Source organism: Mucilaginibacter sp. GW821-FHT07G05 (assembly GCF_059418565.1).
Genome location: NZ_JBWKQC010000014.1, coordinates 58,026 through 80,040, shown reverse-complemented (window position 1 = coordinate 80,040; position 22,015 = coordinate 58,026). Strand labels below are relative to the sequence as shown.

Genomic DNA, 22,015 nt, shown 5'->3' with positions numbered 1-22,015 from the left:
CCCTGCAAAGCGGACAGAACTTGGGCTGGAACTTTTGCCCCGCCGCTCTATCCCTCCCCCACATGCAACAAGTTCACTATGCCCGCCTTCGCGCTCGTGGCCCGCAACGTTCTGCCCGCTTTCGCCCGAAGCTTCTTTGCTGACGGAGAATTGAAAATATGATTTACGATGTCGCATTTTTGTCGGTTATTCAGGTCTGTGATTTTGAATAATGGAAGGCCTACCGCCCACACCGCAGCCGCTTGGCTCCGGCCAAGTGGCAACTATTACACGGCGTCCCGCCGCATACCAACAAAGTTTAAAGAGCCTCAATACCCCCCCCGAACCTCACCCCTGAAACCTCACAACTTACAACCCACAACCTACAACACAACCCCTACTCCCGTATTAAAATTACGCATAGGCGCAGGGTTATAGTAGCGGTTGCCTACGGCGTTTAAATCATTGCCGAGGCTGTATTTTTGGTTCAGCAGGTTGTCGGCTCCGGCGAATATTTCTAAACGAGTTTTGCCTGTTAGTATCTGCCAGCTGGCTTTTGCCTGTAGCAAATGATAATGAGGGGCAAAGGCGGTGTTGCCATAGTTAAGGGGCAGTCTGTCGGTAAAATTATGCTGTACAAACAGCGATACATTTTGCGGCATTCTTAACTGTATACTACTTACCACTACGTTACGGGGTACCCCCGTTAGCTGCTTGCCCGAGTAATTTGTTGTGGCATCGGAGTAATCTCTGAATGTAAATTTGCTGAATGTATATGAAGTATTGAATTGCACACCGCGTACAAAACCGGTAGTTTGCCTGTACAGCCTGCTGCTGAAATACAATTCAAAACCCGGCTGATTGGTGCCGCCCGCATTGGTGTAATATTCGGTTTCGTTGGCCAGTTTGCGTACCACAATGGCATTTTGCAGACGGTAGTAAAAAACAGAAGCATCCAAAAACGTACTTTCATCCTTATTGCGCAGCCTGAAACCGGTTTCGTAATTCCAGCCATATTCAGCGGTAAGGTCGGTGTTTACTATGTTGTTGGTAGGGCGCACTTCGGCAATGGTGGGGGTAGAGTACCCGCGACTTACCGATGCCCTCCACACGAAATTGTTGGTAACGCTGTACGACAACGCCACCCGCGGCATCAACTGCGGATCAAAGCTTTGCTTGTTAAACCCGGTTTGGTTAAGCGGAAATTCGTTTTTGAATTTATACTGATAGTAATTTAAGCTAAGGGCCGCTTCCAGTTGCCAGCGTTTATAAAACGTGGCGGCACAGCGGGTAAATATAAAATGCTGGTTGGTATTGATCTGGTCGAGCGCCTGCTCTTTACCGCGTTCGCCACCGTTGTTATCATAGTTGCGAATATGCGCGTTGGTTTGCTGCCACTCCACGCCGAGGTTCAGCTTCCAGTCGAGGTTTTGCTTCGGGATGCCGTTCAGCTCAAAGTAAGTACGCAGACCATAAGTATTTTCGCTGCGCTGCTCGTAATTGGTGATGAAGGGATTGGCAAAATCAACATGGTTACCAAAAACGGTAGCCACATTGCGGATCCGATTGTTCAAATGCCATTCATTCACCAGGCCGCCATAATACATTTTTTGCTGAATGCCTATCTTTTGCGCCAATGCACCCGGCACTACGGCAGTTGACGGGCGTGCGGCTTTCGGGTTGGCATCGCGCTGTGCTTCGGTGAGGCCGCCGGGAGTTTGGTAGTTAAGGTCGGAGTAAAAGAGCAAGGCACGCAGCTCATTATTGCCCGCGTACTTAAACCGGTTGGCCATATTTACAAAGTGGCGGTACATATAGCTGTGATCGCGGTAACCGCCGTAGCTTTGATAAGCCTGGTTAAGATTGAGCGTGTAATTGCCCACCGTTTTTTGCAAGCCTGCCTTTTGGTGAAACAAGCCATACGAACCCGCGTTTATCCCGGCCGATAGGTAATCTTCACTGCTTTGGCTCAACGGGTTTAACAATACCACACCTCCCGAATTAGCGCCGAACAAACTACCATCGGGCCCTTTCAGTACCTCTATATTTTGTATACTGCTTACATCAATGGCGTTGAGGTAGGTGTTGCCCCCGGCATCGGTAAGCGGCATTTCATCATAATACATTTTAATATTACGCACCCCAAACGGCGAGCGGAGCAAGCTCCCCCTTATCGATAGGCGGTAACTGCCCGGTGTACGCTCTTCGGCACGTATGCCCGGTAAGGTGTTCAGTGCCGGGATGAAAGAATTATCAGGCTGCCTTTGCAGCTGGCTTGCGCCGATAACCCCTACCGATGCAGGCGCGGTAATTACAGGCTGCTCGGACGATAGATAACCACGAATGGTTACTCCCTTTAAAGCGCCCGTGTCGGCTTTCAAAGTTTTGTTGGTTTGTGCCGATGTTGTTAAGCAGGCTGATAACAGGAAAATGGTAAGGTAGATTTTTTGCACTTGTGATGGGGATATCAACAAAAATAGTCCTTTAAAAATTAAAGGACTATCTTCATTTTGTAAGAATGTAATTAATTGGCTGCCACGCGCCACAGGCGGTTCGAGGCATCGTCAGATACCAGTATCGAGCCATCTTTAAGCACTGCTACATCAACCGGGCGGCCGTATACTTCGTTCTTCTCCAGGTTAGCGATAAAGCCGGCCAGGAAATCTTCTGTTTTACCGGTTGGTTTGCCATTGGCAAATGGGGCGTATATCACTTTATATCCTACCAGTTTCGATCTGTTCCACGAACCATGCTGACCGATAAACGCACCGCCCTTATACTTCGCCGGGAATTTATCGCCGGTATAAAAGGCCAAACCTAACGAAGCGGTATGCGGGCCAAGCGCCAAATCGGGCACCAGGGTTTTGTTTACCATATCGTTATTAGCACCCTTAAGTACAGGGTCGGCATGTTTGCCGAAATAAGCATAAGGCCAGCCATAAAAGCCACCTTCTTTTACACCTGTCAAGTAGTCGGGCACCAGGTCATCGCCCAGTTTGTCGCGCTCGTTCACTACGGTATATAATTTACCTGTGGTCGGTTCAAAATCGGTACCAACCGGGTTGCGTAAACCGGCGGCATATATCTTTTCGCCGGTACCATCGGGGTTGATCACTAATATATTGGCGCGGCGTTTCTCATTGGCCATGCCATGCTCGCCCACGTTACTGCCCGAACCTACCGATATATAGATCTTGCTGCCATCTTTAGCGGCCAACAAGTTGCGGGTCCAGTGGTTATTGTAGCCCCCGGCAGGCAGTTTTAATATCCGTTTACCTATGCCCGCTATTTTGGTTTGGCCTGTTTTATACGGATAGCGCCACAAGCCATCGGTATTAGCTATATAAAACCAATCGCCCACAACTAAAATACCGTAAGGCTGGTTTAAGCCACTCAGGAAAACCGTTTTCAGGTCGGGCTTTCCATCGCCGCTGGTATCTCTGAACAATAATATATCATTGGCGCTTTTGCCCAGGTTTTGCGATTTATTAACCCCTGTTATTGCCGCGCCGACTTTTTTAACACCCTTGGCTTCGGTATTGGCTTCTGATACAAAAATATCCCCGTTAGGGGCAACATATATATTACGTGGATTGCGCAGGCTATCGGCAAACAAGCTAACTGTAAAACCTTCAGGTGCTGTGGGCATTTTACCCGCAGGCCAGCCAATTACATTACTGTAGTTGGTTACCGATTTGGTAGCATAAGGCGCAGGCAGTTTTACCTGTTGGTTACTTTTATTTTCAACCGTATCGCTTTTGTTGTAGTTGGCGTTTTTCTTTTTACCGCCACAACCGGCAGCCAATAAACCGGCAGCAAACAGGCATGCAATATATCGCGTTTTCATATTAGTATATGTTTTGTAGATAGTTTAACTGTATGATAAAATATTTGTTTGCAACAATGTATCATTGTTCATTATGTGACCAGCTTTGTTATTGTATCAAATGTGTCTAACTTGCTTAATTGAAGTTTAAACCACATTTTTTTTGGTCTTGATGCGAGTATTGGTCACCCGGTTGATGATGTGCGTGATAATGGCTGTTGCGGCGGTGAACAGTTATGCCCAAAGCTGTACCGGCAACCTCGGCGACGCGGTGCTGCAAGAGTCGTTCGATGTAGATAAACCTCTCGGCGCTGATGTTACCACTTATGAATACACCCAGGAGGAATGCCTTTATAACGGCGCGTATCGCCTGGCCAAACGTACCAGCAATTGTTATGAGGGTGTTTGGCTAACGCTTGATCACGACCATACCTATGAAATGGATCCTGCATCAAACAGCAATATGCTGATGGTAGCGGCAAACGCGGCACCGGGCGTATTTTACATGCAGCCCACTAAAGATCAACAACTTTGCCCCGGCACAACTTATCAGTTTGAGGTTTGGGTAATTAACCTGGTAAAACCGGGCTTTACCAATCTCGTTAAGCCTAATCTTCTTTTACAGGTACAAACTCCCGACGGGCAAGACCTCATGGTTCCTTATGCTGCCGGTGATATACCCGTAGATGGTAAATGGCACCCGATAAGGGCACTTTTTACCACCCGCGTTTTAACTACCAGCGTGGTGGTAAAAATATCTAACAATGCTAATGGCGATGCCGGTAATGATCTGGCGTTGGATGATATCAGCTTCAGAGCCTGCAGCCCGGCGGTTTCAACGGGGTTCGATATCCCATCGGTAGAGGGGCAGCCCATTTGTGCTGATTATGATAAAACCTATTACATGTCGGCATCGGCCCCGGTGGGTTACCGCAATTACCAGTGGCAGCGCCTGGTTAATAATACCTGGATAGATATTGCAGGCGAAACAAACGACAAGCTCACCATAAATACCGGCAACGGTATGGCAGCAGGAGAATATCAATACCGTGTAGCGGTTACCAACGATGCCAATATAGGTTCGGTATATTGCCGAACGTATTCGAGCCCCAATATTTTAACCTTGCCACCCAGGATAAATGCCTCCTCTGTACCTGTGTATTGTGAGGGCAGCGGCATCATCATTACTGCATCGGGCGCCCCGGCTTATGTGTTTACCAAACCTAACGGACAAACAGTGGAGCAAACCGATCCGGTTTTTACCATTGAAAATGCCACCGTACAAAATAGCGGGATTTACAAGGTACAGGCAAAAACCGCGTCGGGTTGTTTAGGCGAAGCTGTGCTGCTGCCAATAAAGGTTAAGCGGCAGTTCAGCGCGAGCGTTGCCGCGGTCGACCCTATTTGCGAAGGCGAATCGGTAGCCTTATCGGCCACGCAAACAGGTGGGGATGTTAGTGATAATTATACCTATAGCTGGTCGCCGGTGGTGGGTTTGAACAACCCGCATGCGCAAAACCCGGTAGCATCGCCAACCGATACCACCACCTACACGGTAACCATTAGTAACGATGCCTGTTCGGCAAGTTACGAGGTGACAGTAAATGTGCTCAAGATACCGAGGGGTGTGGTTACACCGATAAAGGAAATATCGGAAGGGCAATCGGTAACGCTGGATGCAACCATATCGGGCGATATTACTGAATATTACTGGACACCATCAACCTATCTCGATAATCCACGCGCATTGCACCCGGTAGCTACTCCGCCCGATAATATTATCTACACGCTAAATCTTGTTGGCCCCTGCACCGGTAACGAAGCACCGCTAAGTACGTTTGTGCATGTATTTAAAAAGATAGTACCACCCAACGCGTTTTCGCCCAATGGCGATGGCATTAACGACGAATGGAAGATTGACGGCTTATTTACCTTTCCACAGGGAGTAACCACGGTGTATAACCGTTACGGGCAGGAGGTATTCAGAAGCGTAGGTTACAGTCGCCCATGGAACGGCACCTACAATGGCACCACACTTATGCCCGGCGCGTATTTCTACATTATCGATTTGAAAAGCAATAAGCCTAAAATAACGGGTTGGGTGATGGTTTTGCGGTAGTTTTTTATTAGATAATCAGGATTTTGTCATTGCGAGACATGAGGCAATCACATCGCGTTTTAGCTCGTTTCTATTACAATCGTCATTGCGAGGTACGAAGCAATCTTTACTTAGGTTTCGCTTGTGCAAGTATCACCGTCCGTCTGCTCTTGGGCGCAGTGCCCCATTACTTTTGAGGGCAAAAGTAACAAAACCCTTGTCCAGCAAAAGGCTTCTTTGCCGCACAAAGCCTTACCCTGCAAAACGAACAGAACTTGGGGCTGGAACTTTTGCCCCGTCGCTCATTTCCCACCCACATGCAACAAGTTCCTATGCCCGCCCTTACGCTCTTGGCCACCAAAGTTCTGCCCGCTTTCGCCCGAAGCTGTTTGCTGACGGGAAGGAGGTTTCCTAAAGCCCTCTCCAAAGGAGAGGGTTGGGTGAGGCTAAACGTTATTTTCATCCCCTGCTAAATTGTTAAAACAGTATGGTTTAGCATTTTGATTTTGCCTTAAATGTGATTACCTTAACCGCCGCTGCAAAGTAATAAACCTGCTTTCCTGAATTTAAATGCGCTTATTGATCATACGGTTACTATTTTGTTTGTTTTTTGTTATTTGTACCGGCAAAGTATCGGCACAGGTTTGTACAGGCAACTTTGGCGATCCGGTAATTGAAGAAACATTTGGCAACGGTTCATCCGCGCCACTAAGTACGCAGCAAACAAACATGAGGTATGTTGCAAGCTGTCCTGAAGATGGGGAGTATGCCATTGTGAAATCAACCACTTGTAAAGAAGGAAGCTGGCACGCTGTTTTTCAGGATCACTCTACAGATAGAAATGGAGTTCATATACCGGGCGGAAACATGATGCAAATTAATGCTGCGGAGCATGAAGATATTTTTTTTACCCAGGCAGCTCCCAACCTTTGTTCGGGTACTACCTATAAATTTTCTTTTTTTGTATTAGATCTTATACCCCTTGGTAGAGGAGGTCTCCATCCAATTATAAGATTAGATATAAAGTCAACTGATGGTACACTTATAAAGAGGGTATCTCAAGTTATTGGCCCTACTGCCACCGCGGAGTTTCAGGAAATTTCTACAACATTTTTGGTGCCGGGGAACGTGAGTAATGTGATAGTTGAAATGTATAATGATGCCCCGGGAGGAGGTGGAAATGATCTTATTTTAGATGATATTACTTTTCGAGCCTGCGGACCGGAGATAAATTCAGTTTTTGATGAGGCCGCTACACCCAGCCAGAAAAACATTTGTGTGGGTGAAAATTCTGTATTCCCCTTAATAGTAAGCACTACTGCTAATTATCCCGACCGCCAATGGCAACGTTTAGAAGGTGAAACCTGGGTTGATATAAAAGGCGAGAACCGAGGCGAAAACAGTGATAAGTATTTCACCCCCGATAATTTACCTGCCGGGATGTACCAATACCGGGTTGCTGTAGCAAAAACCAACAACCTCGATGCGCTGCAATGCCGCATTTACTCGGATATTATTACACTGAATGTAAAGGCCCGGCCGGTGGTTCCGCCCTTTAATCAGCCGCCTGTGTGCGAAGGCAGTAATGTAACCCTTACGGCATCGGGCGGTACACAATATAAGTGGTCGGGGCCGGGGATAACATCGCCGGTATTTAAGGCCGATCCTAACCTGACCATCCCCAACATTACCTTTGCGCAGGGTGGTACTTATTCCGTACAAGCCATGACGGATGGCTGCCCCGGTGACGAAACCACCGTTGAAATAGATGTAAAGCCTAAAATTATAGCGACTATTACCAGTGATGTGGAAGTTTGCGAGGGTGTGCCTGTAGCGCTGGAGGCAACAGGGGGTATTAATTATAAATGGACGCCATCAACAGGGTTAAGTGCCGATAATATTCCTAATCCGGTGGCGGTATTAAATGAGACTACCCCTTACACAGTTACTATAGACAACGGTGCCTGTACCGAAACAAGAACGGTAACCATTAAGATAATTAAAAACGCGAAGGCCATAGTACCCGGCACCATTGAGATGAACGAAGGACAGTTCATAACCCTAACCGGCGGCACCGCCGGCGATGTGAATAGGTTTTACTGGACACCGGCGCTCTATCTGGATAATCCCAACTCGCTTACACCTATTGCCAGTCCGCTTACTGATACCCGCTATGTGCTGCACGTAAGCGGCCGTTGTGAGCCCGATACCGCGGGTGTGTTTATTAAAGTGTATAACAAAATAAAGGTACCCAATAGTTTTTCGCCCAATGGCGATGGCATTAACGATTACTGGAATATCCCCGGCCTGGCTACCTACCCCAATAGTGTTACCACGGTATATAACCGTTACGGGCAGGAGGTATTTCGCAGCACAGGCTACGCCCGCCCGTGGAGCGGCTCATATAACGGTTACCAGTTACCGGGCGGAACTTATTATTATATTATCGACCCGCATAGTAAATCGCCAAGGCAAACGGGTTGGGTATTGATCGTGAGGTAGTTTCAGGCAGATTGAATATAGCTGTAATTGCTTAACTGCCATTTTGATATTGCTGATAATGTAATTATCTTTCAGCGCTTAACCTCCCCCTATTTAATGCGTGTACTAATTACCAAACTGTTATTGTTTGCGCTGTTTGCGTTTTGCACTATTGATGCATCCGCGCAGAGCGATTGTACAGGCAGTTTTGGCGACCCGGTAGTAACGGAAGACTTTGGCTATGGCCCCCAGCCTGGCGGGGCGCTGCCCGATGGAGAGGTGTTGGAAATTTCTTATACTTCCAATTCTTGTCCAGAAGATAGATTTAACAGACATGGCGAATACAGTATCGTAAATAGCGTTGATCCAACGTGTCATCCCGGCGCATGGCATAATGTAACACAAGATCATACTATACCTTCGCGGCCGGATGGGCGCATGATGATCATTAATGCATCTTATGACGAAAGTACTTTTTTTGTTAAGAAGATAGGCCCACTTTGCCCGAATACCACTTACCAGTTTCAGGCCTATGTATTAAATCTCATCACTACTGCAGCGGGGAACAATCAACCTGATCTGTTGTTTTCTATCGAAACAACAGATGGCGCTTTGTTAACAGATGGATTATCTACCGGTAGTATTATGCCCACACCCACACCGCAGTGGCTGCCTTTTTCAAAAACTTTTACCACAGGTGCAAATGAAGTTACAGTAATATTAAGGATCACCAACAAAGCGCCGGGCGGTGCCGGTAACGATTTTTTACTGGATGATATTACCTTCAGAGCGTGCGGGCCCAATATAGTTACCGGTTTTGACGGCAGCGACCAGAACATTACCCGGAGCGTTTGCAATACGCAGGTGCCTTTAACCGTAGGTGGCGTTTCTGCCGGGTATACCGAAAGGCAATGGCAAAGGCTTGAGAACAATGCCTGGGTTGATATACCAAATACCAATACGGCCATTTATCAAACGCCTACAAATTTATCTGCCGGGATATACCAATACCGTGTAGCATTGGCGCGTACTGGCAATATCGGCTCACTTAATTGCAGGGTGTATTCGGGAGTAAATACACTTACCGTACGTCCTCTGCCTGTGGCTGTAGTAACCACACCCGCGGCAGTTTGTGAGGGCAGCGCCTTAACCCTTACAGCCAGCGGAGGTGAGCAATACCGATGGACTGGGCCGGGAATTGCCAATCCTATATTTAGTACCGATGCAAACCTTACATTTACAGATATAGCACTTAACCAGGCCGGAACTTATTATGCCGAAGCCATGACGGCGGGCTGCATTGGCCCCAAAGTACCGGTTACGGTGCAGGTAGATCCTAAAATTACAGTATCGGCCATAGCAGCAAACATGGAGATCTGCTTGGGTGAATCTACACAATTAACAGCTACAGGCGGCGCGAATTATCATTGGTCGGCATCCACAAGCGGGGGCGGCATCAGCGATGTTAATATTGCCAACCCTACAGTTACCCCCACCGAAACTACCACCTATAGGGTAGTAGCCGATAAAGGAGCATGCAGCAGTATTTCCACTGTTACTATAAATGTGCTGAACAAACCGGTTGTAAGTCTCACATCGTACCAGGCTATTTATGAGGGGCAATCCGTGAAACTGGATGGTGCTGTTGTATCGGGAGATGTGACGGGCTTTAGCTGGTCTACCCCGATGGATTTGGATGATCCGTATTCGTTAACGCCCACGGCCAGTCCGCGCGAAAATATAAAGTATACACTTACGCTAAGCGGCCCCTGCGGTACTGATACCGCGAGTGTGCTGGTAAGGGTTTTTCATAGGGTGGATATCCCCAATACCTTCTCGCCCAATGGCGATGGAGTTAATGATTTTTGGAGTATTGATGCATTGGTCACCTTGCCGCAAAGTGTAACTACGGTATTTAACCGTTACGGGCAGCAGGTATATCGCAGCGTTGGCTACAGCAAACCCTGGAATGGTACTTACAACGGCACGCCATTACCCGCAGGCAGCTATTATTATATGATCGACCTTAACAATAAAATGCCCAAACGTACAGGCTGGGTGCTGATTGTACGTTAAAATTTAATGAATTTATCCAGTTGTTCTTCGGTAAAGCGAACGGTATCGGCCTCAAAGAAATCACCGTCGGCATTTAGCTCTTTTTTAATGGCTGAAATATGAATTTTCAGCGGCATCACATTCAGGTGCAGGTAGTGGCATACGCCCGTAAAATGGTCGATACCGCGAATGTTGCCGTACTTACCCGATGATATGCCTACCAGCGCTGCCTTTTTTTCGTAAAAGCTATCCGGAAAATCGCAGGCATCAATAAATATCTTCAATATACCGGGAAAACTGCCGTTATATTCAGGTATCACAAACAAAAATTTATCGGTTTTGGTGATCATTTCCTGTATCGGTTTAAACTCTTCGCTGCGCTGCCCGTAAAGGTCGGTAACGGAGATAGAACAAGGCAGATCGGCCAGTGATAAGATCCCGGCTTCGGTACCTTTGGCGCTTAACCTTTTTTGCAGGTATTTTGCCACTTTAAGCGTTGAGCTGCCCGGCCGGTTGGTTGATGATATGATGGTAACCATTTGCTTTTAAATTATTGAATTACTGCCGCATTGATAACGTGACTGAATAAATTTAAACGTTGATATGGTTATCGTAAGTGTGGAACTCACATCCGGGTAATTCATTCATTCAGCAAATCAATAGCTAACCCAAGCAGGTAATTATTGTTTGTAAGTTGGCATTTACTGTGGATTTCGGTACAATTTTATTGCGTATCTTAGCGTCCGGTAAAAAACCGTACGAAGGTAGAAATTTCTGAGCCTATTCTTCGTTATTATAAGTCTGTGATAAAATAAATATATAGAATGAGTAAAATTATTGCACTGGCCAATCAAAAGGGTGGCGTGGGTAAAACTACATCATCAATTAATTTGGCTGCAAGTTTAGCCGTATTAGAATATAAAACATTATTGGTTGATGCCGATCCCCAGGCAAATTCAACCTCGGGTATAGGTTTTGATCCGCGTAATATAAAGAATAGCATATACGAGTGTATCATTAACCAGATAGACCCGCATGAGGCTATCCAGAAAACCGATACCCCTAATTTAGATCTTTTACCGGCGCATATCGACCTGGTGGGTGCCGAAATTGAGATGATCAACCTGAGCGGCCGCGAGTATAAAATGAAGCAGGTATTGGAGAGCGTTAAAGATGAGTACGATTTTATCATCATTGATTGCTCGCCATCATTAGGTTTGATCACCATTAACGCCCTTACCGCTGCCGATTCGGTAATTATACCGGTACAGTGCGAGTATTTCGCGTTAGAGGGTTTAGGTAAATTGCTGAACACCATAAAAATTGTACAATCGCGCCTGAACACCACGCTGGCAATTGAGGGTATATTGTTAACGATGTATGATGTAAGGCTTCGCCTGTCAAACCAGGTGGTTGAAGAGGTGCGCACGCATTTTGAGGATATGGTTTTTGATACCATTATACAGCGTAACACCCGTTTAAGCGAAGCGCCAAGCTTTGGCGTATCGGTAATTATGCACGATGCTAATTGTAAAGGCGCTATCAATTATTTGAACCTGGCACGCGAAATCATCAGTAAGAACGGATTAGTAAAAAGCGAATTAGCGCAAACTACAGCAACAGTATAATAAATGAGTGCAGAGAAAAGAAAAGCCCTGGGTAAAGGATTAGGTGCACTGTTAAACGATTCTGTTGATGTACTGCCTTATAATAAGAATACACAAGCTTCGCAGCAGCCCGAGGTAAACGACCTGGGTTCGGTTAACGAGATAAAGATAGAGCAGATTGAGGTTAATCCCTTTCAGCCACGCACCGAGTTTGATGAGCAGGCACTGGCCGAATTATCAGATTCGATAAAGAAACAGGGGCTGATACAGCCCATTACCGTACGTAAGGTAAATAATAATCATTACCAGCTTATATCGGGCGAGCGCCGTTTGCGCGCTTCAAAAATGGCTGGTTTAAAAGATATACCGGCTTACATACGTACCGCTAACGACCAGCAAATGCTGGAGATGGCGCTTATTGAAAACATTCAGCGCGAAAACCTGAATGCTATTGAGGTAGCCCTGAGCTTTCAGCGGATGATTGACGAGTGCAGCCTGAAGCAGGAAGAACTGGGCGAACGTGTGAGCAAAAACCGCTCTACCGTTACCAACTACCTGCGTTTGTTAAAGTTGCCGCCTGCTATACAGGCATCGCTGCGCGATGGGGTAATTACCATGGGGCATGCGAAGGCATTAATTGGCGTTGACGATCCGACAAAACAAATATTTTTTCATCAGTATATTATCCAGCACGATTTATCCGTTCGTAAAGCGGAAGAAATGGTGAGGGATATGCAGCGAAACACCGTGAAAAAAGAGGGTAAACAACCCGAGCCATTATCCTTCCAGGTACAAAAAATACAGGACGAACTGGCCTCAAAGTTTAGCACACAAGTTAAACTTAAGGTAAACCCACAAGGTAAAGGAAGCATCGAGATACCATTTTTATCAGAAGATGACCTGAACCGGATACTTGAAATGCTGGATTGGTAAAAATGCTTAAACACCTGCTGATAATTTTTTTATTAACCGTAGCCGGTTTTGCCGCGAAAGCGCAAACTACCGATAGCACCGCTGTTTCGGAAAAGGCAGCTGTCGATACCGTGCCCGCAAAAAAGGCAGATACCGGTGAGAAAAGCGAAAAGCCAAAAAAGGAAACCAAACCATCAGTAGCGTTTAAACCGCAGGAAACCACTAAAAGCAAATATCACCCGGATAGCACGCACAGCCCACACAAGGCGGTAATGCGTTCGCTAATGGTACCCGGCTGGGGGCAGGCCTATAACCGTAAATGGTGGAAAGTGCCTATCGTATATACCGGCCTGGGGTTGTTAGGTTCGGCAGTGATATTCAATCAAAAGTACTATTCGGAGTTTTTGGCCGTGGCCAAATACAGGCGTAGGGGAGAAGCACCTAATCCGGGTGATAAATACTACCAGGCCTATCAGGATTACTCATCTATCACCCAAACAAATATTGAGAGCTATGTAGATGGCTACCGGCGTAACCGCGATTTAAGTATACTGGGTATTTTAGGTGCCTGGGGTATACAAATGGTTGATGCCTATATTGATGCCAAGTTTATGCACTCGTATACGATGGATGAAGATTTGTCCATACGTATAACACCCGGTTTGATAAACCAGCCCATGTATGCCAGTAATATTAACAGTACTTATATCCCGGGCATAAAACTTACCTTTACGTTTTGATAATATCTCAGTATTATCAATAACTTGCACAAAAATATATTCTGATGAAAATTGCATTATTAGGTTACGGTAAAATGGGTAAGATCATTGAAAAGATAGCCCTTGACCGTAAGCATGAAATTGTACTTAAAATAGATTACAACAACCAGCACGAGCTTACTACCGAAAACCTGCAAAAGGCAGATGCCGTTATTGAATTTTCAACCCCATCATCAGTATTAACTAATATTCAGCATTGCTTTAACGCGGGTGTACCTATCGTTATAGGTACTACAGGGTGGTACGAGCACATTCCCGAATTGAAGGCGCAATGCGAGGCCGGCAACAACACGTTGATGTATGCCTCTAACTATAGCGTAGGCGTAAACATCTTTTTTAAGGTGAACGAAGTGCTTGCCAAAATAATGAACAATTACCCGTACTATGATGTGCAGGTAGAAGAGATACACCACACCCAAAAGCTCGATTCGCCGAGCGGTACCGCTATTACCATTGCCGAAGGGATAATTGATAACATTGATACTAAGAAAGAATGGGCCAATATTTTAATAGCTGATACTCCTGCGGAAGACAACCTGCGCGCCGATCAACTGCTGATAGAATCGCACCGTATTGAGAGCGTACCGGGTACGCATACCGTTATTTACGATTCGGAGATTGATACCATAGAGTTTAAGCATACCGCGCATAACCGTAATGGTTTTGCTTTGGGCGCCGTGCTTGCCGCCGAGTGGTTAAAAGATAAGAAAGGGTTTTATACCGTTGCCGATATGTTTAACTTCAGCATTTAATTTGCTGCCAACATACATTTATAATGAACTGGAGATTCTGGAGAAAAAAAAATCCTGCCAAGAAAAAGAGTGCCGCCCGTGAGTGGACCGATGCCATCATCTTCGCGGTTATTGCCGCTACGCTGATACGCACCCTGTTTATTGAGGCTTACACCATACCAACCCCATCAATGGAGCGCTCGTTATTAGTAGGCGACTTCTTATTTGTGAGCAAGGTTAACTATGGCGCGCGCTTACCGATGACGCCTGTAGCATTCCCGTTTGCGCACCATACCATGCCTATAACAGGCACCAAAGCTTACTGGGATGGTATTAAATTGCCATATTACCGTTTACCGGGTTTTAGCGATGTTAAAAAAGGCGACGTAGTGGTATTCAATTACCCTATGGATGCCGATGCACCGTTATCCCGCCCGGTTGATAAACGCGAGAACTATATTAAACGTTGCCAGGGTGCGCCCGGCGATACTTTAAGTGTGGTTGACGCGCAGGTATATGTAAATGGTAAAGCAGCGCCAAACCCACCGGAAGGGCAAATTGATTATGTAATATCAACCACCGACGGTACAAGCTACAACCCCTTACTGAACAGGCAATTTAACATATCCGACTATAACGGTGATGGTACTACCACCATGACACCTGCATCGGCGCAGGGAGTGAAGGCAACAGCGGGAATTAAAAGCGTTGTGCCATCAATACGCCCTAAGGGTATACCGGAAAATTACCCGGTTTTTCCACAGGATGCTCACTGGGGTTGGAATGCAGACAATTACGGTCCTATCATCATCCCTAAAACGGGCTGGACTGTAAAACTGGATAGTCTGACTATCCCGGTTTACAAACGCGCTATAGAGGTATACGAAGGCAATAAGGTGGAGGTGAACGGCAACGAGATCACCATCAATGGTAAAAAGACCGATAGCTACACCTTCAAAATGAATTATTACTGGATGATGGGCGATAACCGCCATGATTCTGCCGATTCACGCTATTGGGGCTTTGTTCCGGAAGATCATATTGTGGGTAAAGCCCTGTTTATATGGATGAGCTGGGATGATAACGGCAGCTTCTTCAGCAAAATTCGCTGGAGCAGGTTGTTCAGAGGGGTAAAGTAATTTTACCTCATATATAGTATTTGAAAAGCTTGCCGATTGGCAGGCTTTTTTTTGTTTTGTAAACTAAGTGCTTAAACTCGCGTCATTGCGTTTTAAAATCCGGGAACTATAAAGGTGAAACGACGCGTATAGCCTGTCACCCTGAGCTTGTCGAAGGGTGCGTGGGTAAAGGCTCTGCGCACGATCCTTTGACAAGCTCAGGATGACCCATTTTATAAGAATTTTTTAAACACGTAATGGGTAGGAACGAAGCAATCTCTACTTAGGTTTGGCTTGTGCTTTGATCAACCTTAGTCTGCTCTTGGGCGCAGTGCCCCATTACTTTTGAGGGCAAAAGTAACAAAACCCTTGTCCAGCAAGAGGCTTCTTTGCCGCACTTGGCCATGCCCCGCAAAACGATCAGAACTTCGGGCTGGAACTTTTGCCCTGCCGCTCATTGCCTACCACATGCAACAAGTTCACTATGCCCGCCTTTACGCTTTTGGCCTCCAGCGTTCTGCCCGTTTTCGCCCGAAGCTGTTTGCTGACGGAGAAAAGACTTTTGCCCCCCCTCTCAGTCGCTCCGGCTCTGGCCGAGCGACCGCTATTACGCGGCGTCCCGCCGCTGTACAATATCTTTTTAGTAATCTGAAAGCTCACTACGCCATGCATAAATCACGAGTTACGCTACACTAAACCCGCGACAGCATCCACCCATACCGGAACCTGAAACCCCGAACCTTGATCCTAAAGAGCAACAATTTCTTACAAATCCCTTTGAATTATAAAAATAGATAATATCTTTGTTATTTATAATTGGTCTAAATAAATATTATGTGCGAAACGATAGTTTTAACTAAAAAAGCTTCGGCGGTAATAAGTTATTGCAAATGTTGCTCGGTGATTTATATATGGCATCATAACCTGATGCTAAGCTTTGAGTACGACCAGTTTGAGGCCTTCCGTAATTTTACCGAAGAGGTAGATTATGAAGAACTAACCTATCCTTTCCCCGACGGTACCGAACGCATTATATTACGCACACCCAACCGCGATATCAATTTTACCTTTAGTGTTGATGAGTGGCACAGCTTCAGGCATGCCATGGATGAAGCCCTCTACATGCGCGAGGTTTATATGCTGATTGATAAGTAAATCAGGTATTATTTTAACAATAGGCTGATCTGCTTATTGATCCAATCGCTTTAATAGTTCTATTCCATATTCCCAATCGCCAAACCCGGAGCTTACGTTGATGTGGCCGGCTTCGCCAATGTTTATCAGCTCGCTTCCCCAGGCATCGGCGAAGAGCATAGCCCGTTCAAAATTTACATAATAATCATCGGTGCTGGTTACTACTATTGATTTGAATGGCAGCTTAATTAGGGGGACAGGCGAAAAACCTGTGGTACCGACAGGGTAGGTATCTGCTTCTGTATCGCTTGGAGCTACCAGTAAAGCGCCCTTTATTTTAATGTTGAACTTTTGTGCCCAATAGGCTATGGTGGTGCAGGCTAAGCTATGGCCTACCAGTATCACATCTTGAGGATTGTGCTGGCTTACGGCATTGTTAAGCGTTTCTACCCAATCGGTGCGAACGGGTGTTTCCCAATCCTGCTGTTCTACACGGGCGAAATTATATTGCTGTTGCCAGATGCTTTGCCAATGCTGCGGACCTGAATTGCCTAAGCCGGGTACAATGAGGATGCTTGATTTAAACGCCATCGTTATTCGGATAACACGGTGAACTTAAAATCGAGTGGTTCAAAATTATCTATCAGTTCATCAATGAATGATTGTCCCCATTTTACATAGAACAAACCGAAGTTCTCACTGCGTTCCTGCAAGCTATCTTTAGGGAACAGGGCAGCTTTTATCTGCTCAATTTGCTCTAACCGGGTTGGATAGTTCTTCTTTTCAGCCCGTACCAGTTTCTTTTCGAGGTTGCCGATGGCGTGCTCTAAACGAGCTTTCACCGCCTCGGCAGAGGGGGCAAGGGTGCTGTCTATTTTATAAGCCCTTAACTTTATCTTTTCGAAAACGGCTTGCAGTTCGCGCCATTCTTCTTTTAAGGTAAGGTTATGCTGACTGTTCTTTTTTACCCACAGGTTTTTGATCTCGTCGGTAGTTTTAAACAGATCGGCCGGTTTGATCTCCATGCGTTTTATTTTGGCCGCGTAATCTTTAGGGATCACCAGGCCGGAGTTGCGCAAGATCAGGATAGGGAAATCAACATTATACAGGTCGAAATTCGATTTCAACTCCAGCCAGTACACCACTTCGGCGCCACCGCCTACGTAGGCAATGTTTGGTAAAATACATTCCTGGTACAGTGGGCGTATCACCACGTTCGGGCTAAACCTTTCGGGATAAGTGCCGATTTCCTGTTTCAGTTCTGCTTCGGTAAAGCTGATCTCGGTATTGAGCACATTGTAGCTGTCGTTCTCAAATACGATACGCTCGCGCAAGCCATCCAGCAGGTAAAAGAAATTGATCTCCCGCGGATTAACCTGTATATGCACACCTAACTGATGCAGTTTGGCATTGGTTTCGGTAATGTTTTTAAAGCTGTTTTGCTCGATAATATCACGCTCGATGATAGGGGCGAAGTGCTCTTTAAAACGATGATCGTCGGCATCGATGATCACCAAGCCATACTGACCAAACAAGGCGTCTACCAAATAGCGGGTAGCATCTGCCAGTTTATCAAACTTGGTATAGGTAGTTTCTACAATCTCGGCGAGTTCCGGAGCATTGCCCTCCATGCCTAAAACGCCTTTGTACTGGTTAAGCGCCTGGCGAATAGTATCGGGATTAATACGCCCTGTAGCACCCGATGCCTCGTACCACCAGTGTACCTTTTTACCGCCGATGTTGGTGTAATTTATTTCGGCAAAGTCATGGTCTTCAGAGGCCATCCAGTATACCGGTACAAAATCTTTATCGGGGAACTGGGTTTTTAGCTGACGCGCCAGTTTAATGGCGGTAACTATTTTATAAAGGAAATACAACGGCCCCGCGAAAATATTAAGCTGGTGACCGGTTGTAATAGTGTAAGTGTCGGCTTGTTTTAGCAGTTCAATATTTTGCTGCACCAAACCCGAATATTGGGTAGTAGGCTCGGCACCTTTAAAATATTGATCGTGCAGTACCTGTGCCAAAACATCGCGATTTGCTGCTACTTTTTTGTTTTGCAGCAAAGCCTCAAAGCCTTTCATGTCCGGCCTGTGGCTGTAAAAAGCCCTCAGTTCCGGTGCGTCATCCAGGTAATCAATAACGGTTTGGGAAAAATACCCGGTATCCTTATAGCTGATACAGTTAGCATCCATTGCCCCAAATGTAAAGCATTAGGCCAAAAGTTCAGCAACTTAAAATTATTTTACAATCCGTCCATAAAGATCAAAGTCCTCTGCTTTGTCAATTTTCACGTTTACAAAGCTGCCAACAGTTGCATAGTCAAGTGCGGCATTAATCAGCACCTCGTTATCTACCTCGGGCGAATCATATTCGGTACGGCCAACAAAGTAATCGCCATCTTTTTTATCAACCAGTACTTTATAAGTATTGCCAATTTTCTCCTGGTTCTTATCAAAAGAGATACCCTGTTGTATTTCCATTATGGCATCGGCGCGTTCTTGTTTTACCTCTTCAGGTACATCATCCACCAGTGAATGGGCATGCGTTTTTTCTTCGTGAGAGTAAGTGAAGCAGCCTAATCGATCAAAACGGGTATCTTCTACCCATTGCTGCATCTCTTCAAAATCCTGCTCGGTTTCGCCCGGGTAACCGGTGATCAGCGTAGTACGCAAAGCGATGTTTGGCACTTTATCGCGGATAGCATCTACCAGGTCGATTGTTTTTTGTTTGGTGATACCACGGCGCATTGATTTCAGCATGTCATCGCTGATGTGCTGCAATGGCATATCCAGGTATTTGCAAACGTTCTCGCGCTCGTTCATCACATCCAGCACCTCCATCGGGAACCCGGAAGGATAAGCGTATTGCAACCTGATCCATTCCACGCCATTCACATCGCTCAAGCGGCGAATCAATTCATCCAGGTTACGTTTACCGTACAGGTCCAGTCCGTAATAGGTAAGGTCCTGCGCTATCAGTATCAGTTCTTTAGTGCCGTTCTTAACCAGGTTTTTGGCATTGTTTACCAATTGATCAATAGGTTGCGAAAGGTGCTTGCCCCGCATTAACGGAATAGCGCAAAACGAACACGGACGGTTACAGCCTTCGGCAATTTTAAAGTAAGCAAAGTGCGAAGGTGTAGTGAGCAAACGCTCGCCGATCAGTTCGTGGCGGTAATTAGCGCCAACGCTGTGTAATATATTTTGCAGATCGTTAGTGCCGAAGTAGGCATCAACATTGGTAATTTCGGCTTCCAGTTCGGGTTTGTACCTTTCAGACAAGCAACCTGTTACGATAACCTTACCTACCTTGCCCTCTTCTTTCAGCTGGCTGTATTGTAAAATCGTATCGATAGATTCCTGCTTGGCATTATCAATAAAACCACAGGTGTTAATTACGATGATATCATCCTTACCCACTTTATCAGCCTCGTGCACAACATCAAAGCTATTGCCCTTCAGCTGGCCCATCAAAATCTCCGAATCGTAGATGTTTTTTGAGCAGCCCAAAGTAACCACGTTCACACGCGGTTTTGCAATCTTTTTTACCTGGTTAATTTCTTTTGTCCTCATACCTCAACCCCGTCATTGCGAGGAACGAAGCAATCTCTAAACTATGTTATAAACACTCGTAAAGATTGCTTCGTTCCTCGCAATGACGCTCTTTATATTGTTATCTTAATTTAGTCTTTAAATAACGAATCCACAAACGCTTTCCTGTCGAAAAGCTGTAAATGATCCACACCTTCGCCTACACCTATGTATTTTACCGGGATCTTAAACTGATCTGATATACCTATTACCACACCGCCTTTGGCTGTGCCATCGAGCTTGGTTAGCGCCAGGGCATTAACCGCTGTAGCTTCGGTAAACTGCTTGCATTGCTCAATGGCGTTTTGGCCGGTTGAAGCGTCAAGCACCAGCAAAATTTCGTGCGGTGCGCCGGGTACTACCTTTTGCATCACATTTTTAATTTTGGTAAGCTCGTTCATCAGGCCTACTTTATTGTGTAAACGGCCTGCGGTATCAATAATAGCCACATCATCGCCATTGGCCACTGCCGAACGCAGGGTATCAAAAGCTACCGATGCCGGGTCGCTGCCCATGGGCTGTGCTACCACTTTTACACCCACACGTTCGCCCCAAAGCTGTATCTGGTCAACCGCCGCCGCGCGGAAGGTATCGGCCGCGCCTAACACTACCTTGTTGCCTGCTTGCTTAAGCTTATGCGCCAGTTTACCAATGGTGGTGGTTTTACCCACACCATTTACACCCACTACCATTATTACATAAGGCTTGTGGCTGCCGTATTCAAAATTGTTGAAATCGTTGCTGTTGTTTTCGGCAAGCAGCTTTTGAATTTCATCGCGCAGCAAACCGTTAAGCTCGGTAGTGCTTACATATTTATCGCGGGCAACACGCTCTTGTATACGCTCAATAATTTTGAGGGTAGTGGTTACGCCAACGTCTGATGTTACCAGTACCTCTTCCAGTTCATCAAGCACATCGTCATCAACGGTTGATTTACCGGCAATGGCTTTGGTTATCTTCGAAAAAAAACTGTCTTTCGTTTTTTCAAGACCGGTATCAAGTGCTTGCTGCTCCTGCTCGGTGTTCTCTTTTTTCTTAAAGAAATCAAATAATCCCATAAACTATAATATGCAGATGTATAATGTGCTTAATGCAAATGTACCGATATGCAAACAGGTAATATGCTTGTACACGTCATAAAATAAACAACGTGGCCGCATAGCTGCTTGTTTGTATACCATGCAAGATCGGGCTCAACAAAAAAAGCCCTCTCGTTGTGATACAAGACGGCTTCGGTATTTTTGTAACGGAACGAACTATTATTAAGCTTTAGCGTCGTTAATAGCGTCCTTAACGTGATCGTTGTGCACAATCAGTTCTTTGAAAGTGTAAGCACCTGTTTTTGGTGATTTAACAGCGGTGATCACTTTTGAATATTCTTTGCCTTTACCTGTTTTCAGGGTTGCAACTACTTTCTTTGCCATAATCTAATATTGTAAAGTTGTGATTGTGATTATACAGTTAATTAAAACCGCAAACTGCAATAGCAACAGTTATTATTTAATTTCTTTATGAACAGTTACTTTTCTAAGTACAGGGTTAAATTTCTTTAACTCTAACCTTTCAGTTGTGTTTTTCTTGTTCTTGGTAGTAATGTAGCGAGACATGCCTGGCAGGCCGCTTCCTTTATGTTCAGTACACTCAAGTATAACCTGAACTCTGTTACCTTTCTTAGCCATAATTTTTTTATGTTGTAAGTTGT

General features: G+C 45.7%; 18 protein-coding genes. 9 read left to right on the top strand and 9 right to left on the bottom strand.

Annotation, left to right across the window (positions count from 1 at the left end):
* Positions 1–362: 362 nt before the first annotated feature.
* Complete coding sequence (locus AC07NA_RS24820; protein WP_494900631.1) at positions 363–2,432, bottom strand: TonB-dependent receptor; 2,070 nt, start codon at positions 2,430–2,432, stop codon at positions 363–365.
* A gap of 71 nt (positions 2,433–2,503) precedes the next feature.
* Complete coding sequence (locus tag AC07NA_RS24815) at positions 2,504–3,826, bottom strand: PQQ-dependent sugar dehydrogenase (RefSeq protein WP_494900629.1); 1,323 nt, start codon at positions 3,824–3,826, stop codon at positions 2,504–2,506.
* 151 nt (positions 3,827–3,977) lie between these two features.
* Here AC07NA_RS24815 and AC07NA_RS24810 point away from each other — a divergent pair, with 151 nt between their 5' ends.
* From AC07NA_RS24810 to AC07NA_RS24800, 3 genes are all read left to right on the top strand, one after another.
* The gene (locus tag AC07NA_RS24810; protein WP_494900655.1) at positions 3,978–5,924 is read left to right on the top strand and encodes a T9SS type B sorting domain-containing protein; all 1,947 of its coding nucleotides are present in this window, start codon (positions 3,978–3,980) and stop codon (positions 5,922–5,924) included.
* Positions 5,925–6,482: 558 nt separating this feature from the next.
* Entirely contained in the window at positions 6,483–8,405 is a 1,923-nt protein-coding gene (locus tag AC07NA_RS24805; RefSeq protein ID WP_494900627.1) for a T9SS type B sorting domain-containing protein, read from the top strand.
* 96 nt (positions 8,406–8,501) lie between these two features.
* Entirely contained in the window at positions 8,502–10,460 is a 1,959-nt protein-coding gene (locus tag AC07NA_RS24800) for a T9SS type B sorting domain-containing protein (RefSeq protein WP_494900625.1), read from the top strand.
* Here the strand turns inward: AC07NA_RS24800 and AC07NA_RS24795 are convergent.
* On the bottom strand, positions 10,457–10,978 hold the full coding sequence (locus AC07NA_RS24795) for an NADPH-dependent FMN reductase (protein WP_494900623.1): 522 nt from the start codon (positions 10,976–10,978) through the stop codon (positions 10,457–10,459). The two genes, AC07NA_RS24800 and AC07NA_RS24795, sit on opposite strands and share 4 nt — an antisense overlap.
* 285 nt (positions 10,979–11,263) lie before the next feature.
* Here AC07NA_RS24795 and AC07NA_RS24790 point away from each other — a divergent pair, with 285 nt between their 5' ends.
* The 6 genes from AC07NA_RS24790 to AC07NA_RS24765 all read left to right on the top strand — a co-directional run bounded on the left by AC07NA_RS24790 (position 11,264) and on the right by AC07NA_RS24765 (position 16,741).
* Positions 11,264–12,067, top strand: coding sequence for a ParA family protein (locus AC07NA_RS24790; protein WP_494900621.1), 804 nt, complete (start codon positions 11,264–11,266; stop codon positions 12,065–12,067).
* A 3-nt stretch (positions 12,068–12,070) separates the two neighbouring features.
* Positions 12,071–12,979 (top strand): ParB/RepB/Spo0J family partition protein, encoded by a 909-nt coding sequence (locus AC07NA_RS24785; protein ID WP_494900619.1) that lies wholly within the window; start codon positions 12,071–12,073, stop codon positions 12,977–12,979.
* A gap of 2 nt (positions 12,980–12,981) precedes the next feature.
* The gene (locus tag AC07NA_RS24780) at positions 12,982–13,698 is read left to right on the top strand and encodes a DUF5683 domain-containing protein (RefSeq protein WP_494900617.1); all 717 of its coding nucleotides are present in this window, start codon (positions 12,982–12,984) and stop codon (positions 13,696–13,698) included.
* A gap of 44 nt (positions 13,699–13,742) precedes the next feature.
* On the top strand, positions 13,743–14,489 hold the full coding sequence (gene dapB / locus AC07NA_RS24775; RefSeq protein WP_494900615.1) for a 4-hydroxy-tetrahydrodipicolinate reductase: 747 nt from the start codon (positions 13,743–13,745) through the stop codon (positions 14,487–14,489).
* A gap of 23 nt (positions 14,490–14,512) precedes the next feature.
* Positions 14,513–15,607 (top strand): signal peptidase I, encoded by a 1,095-nt coding sequence (gene lepB / locus AC07NA_RS24770; protein WP_494900613.1) that lies wholly within the window; start codon positions 14,513–14,515, stop codon positions 15,605–15,607.
* 813 nt (positions 15,608–16,420) lie between these two features.
* Positions 16,421–16,741: a DUF6686 family protein gene (locus AC07NA_RS24765; RefSeq protein WP_494900612.1), complete on the top strand. Its 321-nt coding sequence runs from the start codon at positions 16,421–16,423 to the stop codon at positions 16,739–16,741.
* 33 nt (positions 16,742–16,774) lie between these two features.
* Here AC07NA_RS24765 and AC07NA_RS24760 read toward each other — a convergent pair whose 3' ends face one another.
* The 6 genes from AC07NA_RS24760 to rpmG form a co-directional block, all read right to left on the bottom strand.
* Positions 16,775–17,311: an RBBP9/YdeN family alpha/beta hydrolase gene (locus tag AC07NA_RS24760; RefSeq protein ID WP_494900610.1), complete on the bottom strand. Its 537-nt coding sequence runs from the start codon at positions 17,309–17,311 to the stop codon at positions 16,775–16,777.
* Positions 17,312–17,313: 2 nt separating this feature from the next.
* A complete protein-coding gene (gene bshC / locus AC07NA_RS24755) occupies positions 17,314–18,915 on the bottom strand; it encodes a bacillithiol biosynthesis cysteine-adding enzyme BshC (protein WP_494900609.1) in 1,602 nt (533 codons plus the stop codon).
* Positions 18,916–18,960: 45 nt separating this feature from the next.
* Positions 18,961–20,295: a 30S ribosomal protein S12 methylthiotransferase RimO gene (rimO, locus tag AC07NA_RS24750; protein WP_494900608.1), complete on the bottom strand. Its 1,335-nt coding sequence runs from the start codon at positions 20,293–20,295 to the stop codon at positions 18,961–18,963.
* Positions 20,296–20,405: 110 nt separating this feature from the next.
* On the bottom strand, positions 20,406–21,371 hold the full coding sequence (ftsY, locus tag AC07NA_RS24745) for a signal recognition particle-docking protein FtsY (protein WP_494900606.1): 966 nt from the start codon (positions 21,369–21,371) through the stop codon (positions 20,406–20,408).
* 204 nt (positions 21,372–21,575) lie between these two features.
* Complete coding sequence (locus AC07NA_RS24740; RefSeq protein WP_345214333.1) at positions 21,576–21,737, bottom strand: DUF4295 domain-containing protein; 162 nt, start codon at positions 21,735–21,737, stop codon at positions 21,576–21,578.
* 72 nt (positions 21,738–21,809) lie between these two features.
* Positions 21,810–21,992, bottom strand: a complete 183-nt coding sequence (rpmG, locus tag AC07NA_RS24735) for a 50S ribosomal protein L33 (protein WP_345214332.1) — start codon at positions 21,990–21,992, stop codon at positions 21,810–21,812.
* Positions 21,993–22,015 lie beyond the last annotated feature (23 nt).

Bases quoted from the DNA above. Each gene is read 5' to 3' on its own strand.
- AC07NA_RS24815 (WP_494900629.1), bottom strand. From the start codon at position 3,826: ATGAAAACGCGATATATTGCATGCCTGTTTGCTGCCGGTTTATTGGCT.
- AC07NA_RS24810 (WP_494900655.1), top strand. From the start codon at position 3,978: ATGCGAGTATTGGTCACCCGGTTGATGATGTGCGTGATAATGGCTGTT.
- AC07NA_RS24800 (WP_494900625.1), top strand. From the start codon at position 8,502: ATGCGTGTACTAATTACCAAACTGTTATTGTTTGCGCTGTTTGCGTTT.
- AC07NA_RS24795 (WP_494900623.1), bottom strand. From the start codon at position 10,978: ATGGTTACCATCATATCATCAACCAACCGGCCGGGCAGCTCAACGCTT.
- AC07NA_RS24790 (WP_494900621.1), top strand. From the start codon at position 11,264: ATGAGTAAAATTATTGCACTGGCCAATCAAAAGGGTGGCGTGGGTAAA.
- AC07NA_RS24785 (WP_494900619.1), top strand. From the start codon at position 12,071: ATGAGTGCAGAGAAAAGAAAAGCCCTGGGTAAAGGATTAGGTGCACTG.
- AC07NA_RS24780 (WP_494900617.1), top strand. From the start codon at position 12,982: ATGCTTAAACACCTGCTGATAATTTTTTTATTAACCGTAGCCGGTTTT.
- dapB (WP_494900615.1), top strand. From the start codon at position 13,743: ATGAAAATTGCATTATTAGGTTACGGTAAAATGGGTAAGATCATTGAA.
- lepB (WP_494900613.1), top strand. From the start codon at position 14,513: ATGAACTGGAGATTCTGGAGAAAAAAAAATCCTGCCAAGAAAAAGAGT.
- AC07NA_RS24765 (WP_494900612.1), top strand. From the start codon at position 16,421: ATGTGCGAAACGATAGTTTTAACTAAAAAAGCTTCGGCGGTAATAAGT.
- AC07NA_RS24760 (WP_494900610.1), bottom strand. From the start codon at position 17,311: ATGGCGTTTAAATCAAGCATCCTCATTGTACCCGGCTTAGGCAATTCA.
- bshC (WP_494900609.1), bottom strand. From the start codon at position 18,915: ATGGATGCTAACTGTATCAGCTATAAGGATACCGGGTATTTTTCCCAA.
- rimO (WP_494900608.1), bottom strand. From the start codon at position 20,295: ATGAGGACAAAAGAAATTAACCAGGTAAAAAAGATTGCAAAACCGCGT.
- ftsY (WP_494900606.1), bottom strand. From the start codon at position 21,371: ATGGGATTATTTGATTTCTTTAAGAAAAAAGAGAACACCGAGCAGGAG.
- AC07NA_RS24740 (WP_345214333.1), bottom strand. From the start codon at position 21,737: ATGGCAAAGAAAGTAGTTGCAACCCTGAAAACAGGTAAAGGCAAAGAA.
- rpmG (WP_345214332.1), bottom strand. From the start codon at position 21,992: ATGGCTAAGAAAGGTAACAGAGTTCAGGTTATACTTGAGTGTACTGAA.